This is a genomic window from Paraburkholderia sp. RL17-380-BIE-A (genome assembly GCF_046028085.1).
In the GTDB taxonomy this organism is placed as follows: Bacteria; Pseudomonadota; Gammaproteobacteria; order Burkholderiales; family Burkholderiaceae; genus Paraburkholderia.
In genome coordinates, this window is record NZ_JARESQ010000010.1 from 99418 (window position 1) to 114771 (window position 15354).

The following is a 15354-nucleotide window of genomic DNA, read 5'->3' on the forward strand; positions in this document are numbered from 1 at the left end:
CCGGTGGCACAGCGGCGGGCGCCGCATGGCATCGGTCCAGCGACGTAACGGGGTCGACACTGAAGTCAGGATGCTGATCGCTTCCTCGTCGCGACCTTGGGTGTAGCGCGGCGAGGCTTGCTGGTCTCGACGGAGGTTAGTGGGCGCTTCCGCGTCGCCGCCTGGTTCGCGACGGTGGTCGCGAGTTGCAATCTCACCGCGCCGAGTTCCCTGACGTATGCCACATTCGAGCTGCGAAGCGCTTCCAGATTTCCCTCTACAACTCCAACGCGATGACGCGCGTCGCCAAGCTGAACCTGCAGCGCCTGGATTTCCTGCCGGTGCCGGGCCTCGCCCTGCTCCGCCCCGCGCGCGGCCGCTTCAAGCTCCTTCTGGGACCGTGCGTTCATGCCCCGCTCACGCTCGATCTCAAGCAGCGCCCGCTTCTCGGCAGCCCGCAAACGCTCTCCTGCGAGTTCCGCGCTGCTCCGTAGTTTGTCGAGTTCACCCGAAAAATCGGCCCTCGCCTGCACCAGTGCCCGGTCACGCGCACCGATCTCGTCCTGCTGTCGCGCGACTTCAGTCTCAAGCGCCTGACGCATTGCCTCCCCGGCGGCCTGCGCCTGTTCAAGCTCCTGAATGCGCACCTGTGCCGCCAGCAACGCGCCGGTGCGCTGCTCGAGCGCCGTTTCGGTCCGCACAAGCTCAGCCTGCAGTGATGCTGCCTCGTTGCGCGCGCTGGCCTTCTCTGACTCGGCGTCAATCCGCAGAGCCTCGAGCGCCGCCTGCGCCGATGTGGTGGACTTCGCCCACAGCGTCGCGACCAGTTCTCCTGCAGCCGCCTGCAACTCCACCGGCAGATCGGGATGCTCGATCCGCACCCTGCTCTTCTCGCGCAACTCGACCCAGAACTCGCCGAGCACCTGAGTCGGCGTGCTCATGCTGCCGCGCTTCACCAGCTGATACAGCCGGTTCGCGGTCGGCGTGATCCCGAAGCGGAAGAACAGCAGCGCGCAGACTTCACGGTACAACTCGCGAGTCTTCGGGAATGCGGCCTTCAGCCGGTCGATTTCGGCGGCAAGGCGGGCTTCATCGGGCAGGACGTCGGACATGGGTGCGGTTTTGGTTAAATTCAATAAATAATATAACGTAAACCGTCAAATATCCAATTCATATAACAGCTAATTTTGACATTACGGCTATAATGTTGATTTTCTAGTGCTGGATGTGCGCATAATTACGCTGAGTCAGAAATCCGGACGTCCGCCTCTTCAAACATGAAAACCGCCCTGCCCACGCCGCGCCCGATCGATGCGCTTGAACTGCCAGACGACCTCGATGGCCGTCATGGCACGAACCGCGCAAGCGGCCGCATGCAGGTCGCGGCCAGCACGGATCTAGACGCGGTTCGAGCGTGGCTCGCCCGCTTTGTCGAAACAAAAACGACATTCGACAACTACCGCAAGGAAGCCGAACGGCTGCTGCTATGGTCCGTCCTGCAGCTCGGAAAGCCACTCTCCTCGCTCACGCACGAGGATCTACTTGTCTACCAGCACTTTCTCGCCGACCCCCAGCCCGCCGCCCGGTGGAGCGCCGAGGGCGGACGCAAGCACCCCCGCAACGATCTGCGTTGGCGGCCTTTCTACGGGCCGCTGTCCGAATCGAGCCAGCGACAGGCGATGGTGATCCTCAACGTCATGTTTGCGTGGCTCGTGCAGGCCGGTTATCTGGCCGGCAATCCGCTGTCGCTCTCGCGTCAGCGTGCCCGACGCACCAGACCGCGCATCGTCCGGTATCTGTCGCCCGAACTGTGGTTCGATGTCAAAACATTCATTCAGGGCATGTCGACGCAGACTGATCGCGAGCGCGAACACCACGCACGCGTTCGGTGGCTATTTACCCTCCTCTATCTGGGCGGCCTACGGATTACGGAGGTCAGCACGAACACGATGGGACGGTTTTTTCGTCGCGGTGACGAAAGCGGCAAGGATCGATGGTGGCTCGAAGTGGTGGGCAAAGGTGGCAAGGAGCGGCTGGTTCCCGCCACCGCGGAAATGATGACGGAACTGGACACATACCGGCGGGCGCGAGGACTGCCAGCGCTGCCTTCGCCGGGCGAGGAGACGCCGCTGGTGCTGCCGATCGGCCAATCGCTCAAACCGCTCACGCGCGCTGCGTTGCATCGAATCGTGAAGGATGTTTTTAGCGGTGCGGCGCAATCCCTGCGTGCGCGTGGTGAAGAGCACGCACAGCGCGCGGACCGCCTCGAGCAGGCATCGGCACACTGGCTTCGTCACAGCGCAGGGTCTCACATGGCGGATCAACAGCTAGATCTACGACTCGTGCGCGATAACCTCGGGCATGCGTCACTGACGACAACCAGTCAGTACCTTCACGTCGACGACGACCGCCGGCACCGCGAGACTGACGAGAAACACCGTATTGCATGGTGACAGACATCAGCTAGGTCTCTACCGCGTGATTGGAAATCATCGGGAGTGAGTCCCACCGGTTCACCCGGACGCAATCGAGCTTTTCTTTCGGCGATCGCGATAACGATGGCCGACGGGTAAATCAATCGTATCCACGTATCAGGTGCCCCGGTTCTGTGCGCCAGACCGTCCGGTTTGCGCCGTAGTTACGGAATTTGATTGGTCGCGATGTGCTGAGTCCCGCCGCTGCCTCAGCCAGCTTGATCCCCAGTGAACACTCGCCATTGGCCAGCACGCGTCGCTGTTCGAACTCGAATTTTTAGGCTCAACAGGGCCTCGCTCGGTGCGCCGCGCAGTGTCAAAATCGGAAAAAATGATGGTACTCTAACGATAGCGTGTAGCAAATACTTGTCCAGATAGGGCTAAGCGCCGATGGATAGCACATTGCACATATTGTGGGATGATGGCGAGCGAGTCTTCTATCGGAGACACCAACCATTCGAGGACGGTGACCATAGCGTATTGCTCGCGCGCCCTGCTTCCGAACATCCGTTGCCAGCTAGCCTTGACCGACTCAACCACGAGTTTGGCCTGAAGGATGAACTTGATAGCGCGTGGGCAGTGCGGCCGCGGGAACTGGTGCACGAAGGCGCCCGCCGCTCGCTTGTGTTGGATGATCCTGGCGGTGAGCCACTCGCGCGGTTGCTCGGCGCGCCGATGGAAATAGGATATTTTTTGCGGCTTGCCGTGGGCATTGCTGCGGCGCTGGGTAAACTTCATCAGCGCGGCCTTGTTCATAAAGATCTCAAGCCGACCCATATCCTCGTCAATTGTAACGACGGGCAAGCGCGGCTCACCGGATTCGGTCTCGCCTCCCGGCTACTACGTGAGCGACAGGCGCCTGAGCCGCCCGAGACTATCGCCGGCACCCTCGCCTACATGGCGCCAGAGCAAACTGGCCGCATGAATCGCTCGATTGATTCCCGAAGTGATCTCTACGCATTCGGCGTCACGCTTTACCAGATGTTGACGGGCGAACTGCCCTTTGCGGCTGCCGACCCCATGGAGTGGGTCCACTGCCATATCGCCAGACAGCCGGTGCCACCCAATATTCGGGTTGAAACCGTCCCGCTTGTGCTCTCCCAAATCGTCATGAAGTTGCTCGCCAAGACGGCTGAGGAGCGCTATCAGACTGCAGGGGGCGTTGAGCATGATCTGCAGCACTGCCTCGTTGATTGGGAGCGTGAGCGCCGCGTCCATATATTCCCGATGGAACAACACGATATATCCGACCGGCTCCAGATACCCGAGAAACTGTACGGACGGGAACACGAGGTTGACACCCTCGCCGCCGCGTTCGACCGCATCGTCATAAGCGGCGCGCCGGAGTTGGTGCTGGTTTCCGGCTATTCCGGAATTGGCAAATCCTCGGTGGTCAATGAGTTGCACAAGATATTGGTGCCACCGCGTGGAATCTTCGCGTCAGGAAAATTCGACCAGTACAAGCGCGACGTCCCGTATTCGACGCTGGTACAGGCATTTCGGGGCCTGGTCCGGCCGCTTCTTGGCAAGCCCGAAACTGAACTCGCAAGCTGGCGCGACGAGTTGCTGAAGACGCTGGAGCCCAATGCGCGCCTCATGACCGACCTGATCCCGGAATTGAAACACATCATCGGCGAGCCCCCGCCCGTACCGGTACTTGACGGGCAACAGGCCCAGAGCCGTTTCATGCTCGTCTTCCGGCGCTTCATCGGAGTCTTTGCCCGGCCAGAGCATCCACTCGCGCTGTTTCTGGACGATCTGCAGTGGCTCGATGCGGCGACGCTTGACCTGCTCGAGGATCTTCTGACCGGCTCTGAACTGCGACACCTAATGCTTGTCGGCGCCTACCGTGACAACGAGGTCAACGACGCGCATCCGCTGATGGTCAAGCTCCAGGCAATCGCGCACACTGGTGCCAGGATCGCTGAAATTACGCTGGCGCCGCTCGCCAGCGGGCACATACAGCAGTTGATCGCGGAGGCACTTCGCTGCGGCCGAGAACATATCGAGCCTCTGGCTCAGCTGGTGCACGACAAGACCGCCGGCAATCCGTTCTTCGTGGTTCAGTTTCTGCACGCGCTTGTCGAAGAGGAACTGCTTGCCCTTGATTTTGACTCAATGCGTTGGCGCTGGGATCGTGAGCGCATTCACGCCAAAGGGTACACCGACAACGTCGTGGACTTGATGGTCGGCAAGCTGACCCGCCTTCCAGCCAAGACACTAAACGCGTTGGAGCAACTTGCCTGTCTCGGAAACGTCGTCCAAATCGCGACGCTTTCGGCCACACTCGGCACCCCGGAGGCCGAGGTGCACGCGGCACTGTGGGAAGCAATTCGTCAAGAACTGGTTGAGCAGTCTGACGGGGCCTACAGGTTTGTTCACGATCGGGTTCATGAAGCCGCCTATTCACTGATTCCCCAAGCCTCGCGCGCCGAGATCCATCTGCAGATCGGGAGGCTGCTTGCACAGCAGACCCTCCCGGAAAGGCGGGAGGAGGCAATCTTCGAGATCGTCGGTCAGCTGAATCGCGGCGCGGCCTTAGTCACTTCGCGCGAAGAGCGGGAGCAAATTGCGGGATTCAACCTGCTTGCCGGCCAGCGGGCGAAAGCGTCGACAGCCTATGCCTCCGCGCTGACCTATCTTGTCACAGGTGTGGAACTTTTGAGCGACGAATGCTGGGACCACCAGCATGATTTGATCTTTGCACTAGAACTTAACCGAGCCGAATGCGAATTTTTGACCGGACAGCTGTTGGCCGCGGACCAGCGCTTGATGGCCCTGTCAAAACGCGCCGCGACGACAGTCGAAAAGGCTTTCGTTGCGTGCCTGCATATGGACGTTTACTTGGTGCTCGATCGAAGCGATCTCTCCGTCGCAGTTTGTCTCGCCTTCCTAGCGCATGTCGGCATCAAATGGTCCCCCCATCCGACCGATGACGAGGTGCAAAGCGAGTACGAGCAAATCTGGGCGCAGCTTGGGCACCGGACCATAGAAGAACTCGTCGATCTCCCCTTAATGGAGGATGCTGCCTCGCTCGGGACCCTTGAGGCTCTGAGCAAGCTCTTCGCCCCTGCCGTGCAGACGGACGCGAACCTGGCTGCATTGGGAATCTGCAAGGCGATCAGTCTCAGCATCGAGCGGGGAAATTGCGATGCTTCATGTGTGCTCTATGTCAGCCTCGGCAGAGTGGCCGCGCTGGGTTTCGGTGGCTACGAGGCAGCATGTCGCTTCGGTCAACTCGGGTGCGACCTCGTCGACCGACGAGGGCTCAAGCGCTTTGAAGCAAAGACCTTTCTCTGCTTTTCGGTCTTTACTGCGCGCTGGGTAAAACCAGTGCGGATTTGCTATGAACTAGTCGACCGAGCTTTCACGGCCGCGAATCAGATCGGAGACCTCTCTTACGGTGCGTACGCGGGCAACTGCCATAATTCAGACCTGATTTTCGCCGGTGAGCAACTACCCGATATACAAATCGAAGCGCAACGAGGCCTTGCGTACGCGGAGAGCGTGCGATTCGGTGTGGTCATTGCCATGATCACCGCGCAGCTTGCGCTGATCCGGATGTTACGCGGCTTGACGTCGATGTTCGGATGCTTTGACGATGAGCAGTTCCATGAGATTCGCTTTGAAGCCTATCTCTCCGCGAACCCAGATCACGCACTCGCTGAATGTTGGTACTGGATTCGGAAAATGCAGGGGCGATATTTTGCCGGCGACTATACGGCGGCCATGTATGCCAAAGCGAAGGCACAGCCGCTGCTGTGGACCTCATCTGCATTCTTTGAGGAAGCCGAGTATCACTTCTACGGTGCGCTGGCTGAGTTATCCTTTTGCGACACCCTCCCGGCCGACGAGCGAAAAAAGCACCTGGAGGCCACTGCCGAACATCACAGACTACATCAGCTGTGGGCGGGAAACTGTCCTGAGAATTTCGGGAGCCGCGCCGCGCTGATCGGCGCCGAGATCGCCCGCATCGATGGCCGCGTGGTCGATGCCGAAGAGCTTTACGAACAGGCGATTTGCTTGGCACAGGAAAGTGGTTTTGTCCACATTGAGGCGCTCGCCCATGAACTGGCATCTCACTTTTACGCGACACGCGGGTTCAGGAAAATAGCCCGCGTGTATCTGCAGGAGGCTCGCTATGGCTACCTACGTTGGGGGGCCGAGGGGAAAGTACGGCAACTCGAGGAACACTATCCGTATCTGAGGACGGACGAGCCTGCCCTAGGTCCGACGACGACAATCGCAGCGCCCGTCGAACACCTCGATCTCGCGACCGTGATCAAAGTGTCTCAGGCCGCGTCGAGCGACATCGTTCTGGAAAAGCTGATCGACATGATCATGCGTACGGCAATCGAGCAGGCGGGAGCGGAGCGGGGTTTGTTGATCCTGCCGGACGGTAGTGAGCAACGAATCGTTGCCGAAGCGACGACTAGCGGCGATGCGACCCAGTTACGACTTTGCGATGTATCCGTAAGCGCGGCGATGCTGCCCGAGTCGGTCATCAATCACGTCCTGCGCACGAGCGAGAGCGTTTTTCTCGACGATGCTGCGGCTGCGTCGCCGTTTGCGAGAGACACCTACATCCGGGAGCACCGCTCGCGATCGATTCTTTGCGTGCCCCTGATGAACCAGGCCAAGCTCGCGGGCACACTCTACCTAGAGAACAATCTGACTGCACGCGCGTTCAGCCCGACCCGGATTGCCGTACTGAAGCTAGTGGCCTCGCAAGCCGCGATTTCGCTTGTCAATGCCCGTTTGTACCGTGACCTCGCGGAGCGTGAAGGGAAAATCCGGCGCCTGGTCGACGCTAATATCATTGGGATTTTTCTTTGGAACGCCGAGGGTTTCATTCTCGAGGCCAATGACGCATTTCTTCGTATGCTCGGACACGAGCGAGGGGATCTTGTCGCAGGTTCCCTGCGCTGGAGGGACCTGACACCGCCAGAATGGCGCGAATTCGACGAAAGGGCTCTGGCGGAGACTGCGCAGACGGGACGCGCGAAGACCTATGAGAAGGAGCTTATCGGCAAGGATGGCCGTCGCGTGCCCGTCATGATCGGCGCAGCGACTTTCGAAGGAGGCAGCAATGAAAGTGTAGCTTTCGTGCTCGATCTGACCGAGCGCAAGGAGGCCGAAGAAAAAGTCCGCGAGAGCGAGCGGCGCTATCGCGAGGTACAGGCAGAACTGGCGCACGCGAACCGCGTCGCGACGATGGGCCAGCTATCGGCATCGATCGCGCACGAAGTGAAGCAACCTATCACTGCGATTGCGTCTTATGCCACCGCAGGCGTGCGCTGGATGACAGTCAAGCCACGCAATCTTGCCGAGGTGCGTAAGGCGTTCGACCAGATCATCGTGAACAGCATTCGTGCCGATGACATCGTCGAGCGAACCCGGGCATTTTTCAAAAAGGAATCTCCGCGAGAAGATGCCATCGACATCAACAAAACAATTCTTGAACTAGTCGCATTCATGCGAGGTGAAGTCAACAAGCACGGTGTCGATCTCATGATCGAGCGGACCGACGGCTTGCCTCATATTTACGGCGACCGCGTACAACTGCAGCAGGTGATGCTGAATCTCATAATCAATGCTCTTGAAGCAATGGACGCGACGAACGACGGAGAGCGGACGTTGCTCATTCGAACCGGCAAAACGGACGCCGAAGAACTCTGCGTGAGTGTGCAGGATTCTGGCCCCGGCTTCGCTGCCGGGCACCTCCACAGCATCTTTGAAGCTTTCTTTACGACGAAACCAAATGGCCTCGGAATGGGTTTGTCGATCTGTCGCTCGATCGTCGAGAGCCACGGTGGACGCTTGTGGGTAACGCCGAATCCTGTCAAAGGTGCCACCTTCCAGTTCACACTTCCCACGCAACGTGACGCCCGGCGAAGCGACGGCCTGCCCGCTCCGGTAGACTCCAAATGATGAAGGGCGTATCGCACCCGCATCTCGAGCCGAACTTACCCTCGGGCTTGCCGGTGTTACTCCCGCTGCGCAGAGGCCTTTGCAACACTACTGCTCCATAATCTCTTCGATCAGTGCCAGCAACCGCGTATGGTTGATCGGCTTACCGAGAATGCCGGCAGCGCCTTGAGCCTCCGCCCGCTCGGAAACCTGCGGCGTCGCGTAAGCTGAAATAAAAATGACTGGGACGGGCCGCTTCCATGATGCGATCGCCTCCAGCAGCGCAAATCCATCCATGCCGGACATCTGGATATCGGCGACTACGAGCTTCAGTTTTGACCGGCGCGAATCACCGAGAAGTCCTTCGCCCGAGGGATAAACAATAACCCGCCAGCCGACCGAACGAAGCACACTTGACAGCGCCATTCGGACAAATTCGTCGTCGTCCACCACCCCGATCAATACGGAAGAGCGTTTCGATCTCATCTGGAGTCCGACCTCCCCGGATCTGTCTCAGTCTGATTCCTCAGGGCAAGTTACAGTCCAGCAGACAGGACGCCAATACGACCTTGGAATTATACAAATAGACTTTCGAACGACCGAATAGAGAAAAGTATTTTATGGAGAGGTACCTCCCGCTAAAACACGCCAAAAGCATGAAAATGCAGAAATGTCCCTCTTGCTTCCTAGCGCACGGGTGCCATCTGCTGCAACTTTTTAACGAGATCGACCACGGATCGCACACCTAGCTTTTGCATCGCTCGTCCCCGATGAATCTTGACAGTGGGCTCGCTCACGCCTAATGAGTCAGCGATCTGCTTATTTAAAAGCCCTTGGGCGACCAAACTGATAACTTCCTGCTCCCGGATTGTCAGCAATCCATACGTGGCACGCGTGTCGGCAACAAGACTCTCTTTCCGCCTCGACTCACCGTCTCTTCTCAAAGCTGCGGCAACGGTATCGATGAGTTGTTGATCTTTGAATGGTTTTGTCATGAAATCGAAAGCACCAGCTTTCATTGCTTTCACCGACATCTCTATGTCGCCATGTCCGGTAAGAAACACAATCGGGAAGCGGATACTTTCTTTGAAAAACTCCTCCTGCAGGGCCAAGCCACTTGCACCTTGCAGCCGGATATCCAGAATAAGACAACTTGGAACCGCCGGCATCTCCGCGGCGAGGAAATCGTCTGCCGATTCGAACGCCCGCACCTGTATTCCGACGGACATGAGCAACGACGTTAAGCCACCTCGAACGTGCTCATCGTCATCGATCACATACACAAGCGATTTCGGCAAGGGTTCCCTTCCTGCACCACGGCTATCCTGTTTCATGGCTCAGTCTTTGAGATGGACACTTTTACTTGATTTCAACGTTGCGCTTTCAATATGGTAATCAATGCGCGAGCCTGCCGCCACATTTTGTGCTTCCACCCTGTGATCCGCTCATGCATGTCTTTTGACGCATCAGTTTGTCGGCCGGGTCACGGTGCGGCACCATTCATCTGACAAATATTCGAGCGCTAGGCGCGTCGACCTCCAATCCACTTCTTGCACAACCGCCGCCGACTCGAAACCAACAGACGGTTTAGCCGATCGGCCGACTGTACGTAAAGTTGACAAACGCACTAGCTCTTGCCAGACGGATCTAGGCGCCATGAATAATTTGCTAATACCGACGTATGACGGAGCGTGTGCCCTAGGCCAAAACGGCAGCCGTTCGTCGAATAGTCAATCTAACGATGGCGGCTTAACTTAGTGTCGTGGATGCTTTATTCAAGACGGCAAAGCAATTGGAAAAGCTTTTCGTGACGCGCGAGTGACAGTGATGGCATGGACGCGGATCCCCGGCCCAGATACTAAGTTGGACGAGCCCGTCCACCATGCCTCCGATACAAGCCAGCCGGACCGGACCTTGCACCGAGCGAAATAATAAGCATATCTCACGGGGATAAAAATTACCTTCGAGGTGAATGATGGCATACGCGAGCAATAAAGACATCGTTGAACGGGCTCTTCTTAATCTGCTTCGTCCCGAACAAGTAACGACGGGACTGCCCGTGAAAAGCTCTTACGAGAGAAAATTCCGCCGCCGTAAACGAATGCCTAAGGAGGCGTTCCGTCGCGCAGACCCGATTCCTCGTCCGTCTCGAATCTCTGTACAGGAAGTACTCTCCGTTCACACGGTGAGCATCTGCTGGAGCGATTCTCAGACGGGATACTACGCTGAACAGCTTTGGCGTCTGGGGCTGGCGCGTGTTGCTGGCTCCTGCGCTCTTTCTGGCCGCCCCATAGCTTGTGGCGAGAAGGTCTTCCGTCCAAGACGGAGTGCAATAAGTGTTCCGGGAAACTGGGACCGTATGGTGCTGGCATCAGTTATCTCTGAACAGACACAGACCCGTCAATAATGCACAACATGGCGGAATCGGTCCGTAAATGCTTTATCCGGGTTACGGTTTGCATCGCCATCCTCAAGACTTCCCATTTTCAAAGGAATCTGACATGAGCCACCAATCCCGAAGCGCAGCTGCAACCGTAGGCGGCAGCACCGTCGACATGAAGCTTGAGGTAGTCGTCATCCCCGTGTCGGACATCGATCGCGCGAAGCAGTTTTATGCCGGGTTGGGCTGGAAGCTCGACGTCGACATTACGAAGGACGATCAGTTTCGTGTCGTGCACTTTACGCCGCCAGGTTCGCATTGCTCGGTTCTCTTTGGAAAAGGAGTCACAACAGAGAAGCCGGGATCAGTGCAAGGACTTCACCTGATTGTTTCTGACGTTGAAACGGCTCGAACAGAACTCATAGATCGCGGCGTCAACGTGAGCACGATCTTCCACGATGTAGGCGGTGTATTTCATCATGCAGGCGAGGAAGGACGCGTGCACGGCCCGCATCCGGCGCGGACAAGTTATGGCTCTTTCGCAGCGTTTAACGACCCTGACGGCAACGGCTGGGTATTCCAGGAGGTGACTGAACGACTTCCTGGAAGGGTCCATAACGGTACGACGTTCTCATCGACAACGGACTTAGCGAGTGCGCTCCGCCGTGCGGCGGCCGCGCACGGGGCGCACGAAGCCGTAACAGGAGAGCACGATGAAAATTGGGCAGACTGGTACGCTGATTTCATCGTCCATGAGCAAACTGGCGAGCTATTGCCAACCTGAATCCGCGGCGGAGGGTCGATTCAAGAACACGTGACGCTTTCCGCTCAGGCCTCTCCGCCTAAAAGCTCTGAAAGAAGTTGTTGGTAAAAATCAAAGACTGGCACCAAGCCAAGCACACACCGGTGACCACAGACGCGGCACCACCGTTTAAATAGCATTACGAATGAACCATTCAATGGTCTTCCGCGAGTTAATTGACATTGGAGCAGATTATGAACGCTATCAGAACGATTAAAGCTGTCAGTATTGGATTGATCGTTTTCGCTTCCGTCCATGCGTGGGCACAAGAGAATGGCACAACAGAGACATCGCCGGCAACGCAGAGCACCTCGAAGTCTTCTATCAGGAAGGCGAATCTGGCATTGAGCAAAACGGTGATACGGGCGCTTCACAAGGGGGGCGTCGACACTATGAACATCAATGCTCTGACAAAAAATGGTGCAGTAACGCTGGCCGGATCAGTTACGGACGCGTCGCAAATCGACAAGGCTGGTTCGATAGCTGATGGAGTCTCCGGAGTAACCTCCGTGAGGAATAACCTTACAATCCACGACAACGGAAATTAACACATCGATTTGTCTTGGCAGATCTTCGAACTTGTCACTTCCGCTATATTGCCCCAGAGTCTCTGTCCGCCACCATATTTTCCAGTAATTCCGTTGGCTTCGGATCTTCTCTTGATGAGAATGTTATGGAGTTCTATTCGGAAATATACTGTTATGGAGGGTGGGAATTGAGGACTTCTCTCGCTCGTGGCGCCAGTGACTCGACAACGTTGCGCGAACCGTAGAACCCGCATGACCAAACCGGATACTTTGAGGAGAAACATCATGCCAGATCAAATTGATATTCGGCGCCGTCATTTGCTTGGGGCAACGATCGCTGCTGTCAGTCTGATGCAGCTTCCTACACGCGAAGCAGTAGGTGCGCAAATGACAACACGCAGCCCGGACCTGTTCGCCGACATTCGGCAGATCAACGCGGGGACACTTAGCATTGGATACGCTGAAGCCGGGCCGCCAAGCGGCCCAGTCGTCATTCTGCTGCACGGCTGGCCATACGATATTTTTAGCTTTGCTGAGGTCACGCCCCTACTCGTTTCAAAAGGCCATCGGGTAATAGTCCCGTATCTCCGCGGCTACGGTTCGACGCATTTCCTTTCACCGGATGCGCCTCGAAATGGACAGCAGTCCGTGGTGGCAATTGACATCCTGGCGTTGATGGATGCACTGAAGATCGAACAAGCAACCCTGGCAGGATTCGATTGGGGCGCCCGTACTGTCAATATAATTGCCGCGCTTTGGCCACGACGGGTTAAAGGGTTGGTCTCGGTGAGCGGCTATCTGATCGGCAATCAGGCAGCCGGCAAATCACCACTGCCTCCAAATGCCGAACTTCAGTGGTGGTATCAGTTTTATTTCGCAACAGAGCGTGGTTACGAAGGTTATCGGGAAAACTGCCATGACTTCAACAAGCTCATCTGGCATCTCGCGTCGCCCAAATGGAAGTTCGATGATGCGATCTACGAGCGCTCGGCCGATTCGTTCAAAAATCCGGATCACGTCGCCGTGGTGATACATAACTACCGTTGGCGCTTAGGGTTGGCCCAAGGCGAGCCGCAATACGACTCCCTCGAAGCTCGGCTGGCATTGGCGCCGACCATTTCTGTTCCGACCATCACGCTTGAGGGCGACGCGAATGGTGCGCCGCACCCTGTGCCGGCCACCTACGCGAAGAAGTTCACCGGCAAGTATCAACACCGTAATGTTGACGGCGGAATCGGTCACAACCTGCCGCAGGAGGCGCCGAAGGCATTTGCCGACGCAGTCTACGATGTCACCCGGATGTAGCCGACTCAGCAGGCACCGAAGGGAGCGACCGCGATACATCGATCGGTGACTGAGCAACCAGGCATCTCATTCGTTTGATGGCGTCCAACGCCCTATCAATAGGTGAAACGCAACGAAAGCAAAATTGTCCCTCTATTCATTTGACACTCGCGGCTAACGCCGTCAAAACGTTTCGGGTCGCAAGTCACTCAGCGCGAACAGAACGAACATCGCCTGCTTCGATAAATAGTCTGTTCAGGCGGCCCGTTCTGTTGCGCTTGTCCCGCGCTTGCCTGTCCCCGCGGCTTTCGACACAGCCGCACTCTGTGCGACGTCTTTCTTTCCGCGCGCCTGGTAAGACTCGCCCCATTCCCTCAGGCTGAGTAATACCGGCGCGAGGGTCTCGCCGAAGGGCGTTAACTCGTATTCGACCTTCGGGGGCACCTGAGGGAAGACATGGCGCGCAACGATGCCGTCAGATTCAAGTTCACGCAACTGCAGAGTCAGCATGCGCTGCGTCGTGTTCGGCATTAGTCGTGTGAGCTCCATAAATCGCTTTTTCTCGCGCAGCAGATGAAAGAGGATTACCGGCTTCCAAATGCCTCCGATTACGGAGAGCGTGACTTCAACGGCGCAGCCGCTCTTACTGTCCAAACGTTTCGGTCGCACTGCGTCGATACCTACATAAATGATCGTACCAGCGATAATTGTACCTTCTTGCGATAATCGACGCACGGTCGGACAATCTCGATGTGATCGCGGACGCTCCGCGAACAATGCACGCAATTGTCTCTTTGGCTGATGGCAGATCAGGCATTGCACGTCCATCAACCGACCATCAGGAGTTCCTTTCATGAACGCTATTATCTTGGCCCAGCCGGCAGGGCTGGACAACCTCAAAAGCACGGATCTTGTCGATCCAGGTGCCCCCGCCCCCGGCGAAATCCGTGTGCGCATCCACGCGAGCTCACTGAACGCCCATGACCTCGGTGTTGTCACGGGACGACTGCGGACCGAAGACGGGCGTATTCCGATGTCGGATGGTGCAGGCGTTGTCGAATCGATCGGCGATGGTGTGACCGAATTCGCCGTGGGCGACGCAGTCGTATCTACATTTTTCCCCTACTGGCTCGACGGCGGCCCGACGCTCGCCGATTTTTCGACCACCCCAGGCGATGGTGTCGACGGTTACGCCCGCGAAATTGTTGTCCGCCCTGCTCAATGGTTCACACACGCGCCGCGAGGCTATAGTCACGCGGAGGCCGCGACATTGACCACTGCGGGCCTGACAGCGTGGCGTGCGCTAGTTGTTGACGACGCGCTGAAAGCAGGCGACACGGTGCTAGTTCAGGGTACGGGTGGCGTCTCGATCTTCGCTCTACAGTTCGCCAAACTGATGGGCGCGACGGTAATTGCGACGTCGTCGTCGGACGAGAAACTCACGAAGGCCCAGGCGCTCGGAGCTGACCACCTGATCAACTACAAGCGCGACGCCGACTGGGCCGCGAAAGTACTCGAGATCACGAACGGTCGCGGTGTCGACAACGTGATCGAAGTCGGTGGTCCCGACACGCTTGGACAGTCGATCCGGGCCTGCCGGATCGGTGGCCACATTGCGCTGATTGGCGTATTGACCGGCCTTGCCGGGCAAGTGCCGACTGGCGAACTGATGCGCCGTCAGCAGACACTGCAAGGGTTAATTGTCGGCAGTCGCAGGCATCAGATCGACATGATCCGCGGGATCGACGCAACTGGTGTCAAGCCGATAATCGACAGTAGCTATCCGCTTGACGAGATCGCCGACGCATTCAGGCACCAGGCGTCTGGCAAACACTTCGGCAAGGTTTGTCTGTCGTTCTAAAAGGCGGCCACGTACGCGTCGGTGTTTCACGGTAACCAGATAAATGTCAATGGGTACCGTGACCGTCGAACAGAGGGCCTTTCCGTAACGCAACCGGGCAGACACTCGTGAGTCGCCGTCGCATACAGCTGACTTGA

The 15354-nt window shown here is 57.4% G+C and carries 11 protein-coding genes; 7 read left to right on the forward strand and 4 right to left on the reverse strand.

Annotation, left to right across the window (positions count from 1 at the left end):
• Positions 1–65: 65 nt before the first annotated feature.
• A complete protein-coding gene (locus P0D68_RS18500) occupies positions 66–1091 on the reverse strand; it encodes a DNA-binding protein (RefSeq protein WP_408298776.1) in 1026 nt (341 codons plus the stop codon).
• Between the two features lie 165 nt (positions 1092–1256).
• Between P0D68_RS18500 and P0D68_RS18505 the strand changes: the two genes are divergently transcribed.
• Together P0D68_RS18505 and P0D68_RS18510 are read left to right on the forward strand one after the other, a co-directional pair.
• A complete protein-coding gene (locus P0D68_RS18505; protein WP_408298778.1) occupies positions 1257–2432 on the forward strand; it encodes a tyrosine-type recombinase/integrase in 1176 nt (391 codons plus the stop codon).
• A 411-nt stretch (positions 2433–2843) separates the two neighbouring features.
• Positions 2844–8384, forward strand: coding sequence for a trifunctional serine/threonine-protein kinase/ATP-binding protein/sensor histidine kinase (locus P0D68_RS18510; protein WP_408298780.1), 5541 nt, complete (start codon positions 2844–2846; stop codon positions 8382–8384).
• Positions 8385–8471: 87 nt separating this feature from the next.
• Here the strand turns inward: P0D68_RS18510 and P0D68_RS18515 are convergent, their stop codons facing one another.
• Entirely contained in the window at positions 8472–8849 is a 378-nt protein-coding gene (locus tag P0D68_RS18515; protein ID WP_408187151.1) for a response regulator, read from the reverse strand.
• Between the two features lie 200 nt (positions 8850–9049).
• Positions 9050–9697, reverse strand: coding sequence for a response regulator transcription factor (locus tag P0D68_RS18520; RefSeq protein ID WP_408187150.1), 648 nt, complete (start codon positions 9695–9697; stop codon positions 9050–9052).
• Positions 9698–10464: 767 nt separating this feature from the next.
• Between P0D68_RS18520 and P0D68_RS18525 the strand changes: the two genes are divergently transcribed.
• The 4 genes from P0D68_RS18525 (at position 10465) to P0D68_RS18540 (ending at position 13377) form a co-directional block, all read left to right on the forward strand.
• Positions 10465–10770: a DUF3331 domain-containing protein gene (locus P0D68_RS18525; protein WP_408299004.1), complete on the forward strand. Its 306-nt coding sequence runs from the start codon at positions 10465–10467 to the stop codon at positions 10768–10770.
• A gap of 94 nt (positions 10771–10864) precedes the next feature.
• Positions 10865–11527 (forward strand): VOC family protein, encoded by a 663-nt coding sequence (locus P0D68_RS18530; protein WP_408298782.1) that lies wholly within the window; start codon positions 10865–10867, stop codon positions 11525–11527.
• Positions 11528–11739: 212 nt separating this feature from the next.
• Complete coding sequence (locus P0D68_RS18535) at positions 11740–12093, forward strand: BON domain-containing protein (protein ID WP_408298784.1); 354 nt, start codon at positions 11740–11742, stop codon at positions 12091–12093.
• A gap of 264 nt (positions 12094–12357) precedes the next feature.
• Complete coding sequence (locus tag P0D68_RS18540; protein WP_408298786.1) at positions 12358–13377, forward strand: alpha/beta fold hydrolase; 1020 nt, start codon at positions 12358–12360, stop codon at positions 13375–13377.
• Positions 13378–13611: 234 nt separating this feature from the next.
• On the opposite strand, the gene P0D68_RS18545 is transcribed toward P0D68_RS18540, so the two are convergent.
• Positions 13612–14025 (reverse strand): winged helix-turn-helix transcriptional regulator, encoded by a 414-nt coding sequence (locus P0D68_RS18545; protein WP_408299006.1) that lies wholly within the window; start codon positions 14023–14025, stop codon positions 13612–13614.
• A gap of 184 nt (positions 14026–14209) precedes the next feature.
• On the opposite strand from P0D68_RS18545, the gene P0D68_RS18550 reads away from it, so the two are divergent.
• Complete coding sequence (locus tag P0D68_RS18550; protein ID WP_408298788.1) at positions 14210–15217, forward strand: zinc-dependent alcohol dehydrogenase family protein; 1008 nt, start codon at positions 14210–14212, stop codon at positions 15215–15217.
• The last annotated feature ends 137 nt before the right edge of the window (positions 15218–15354 follow it).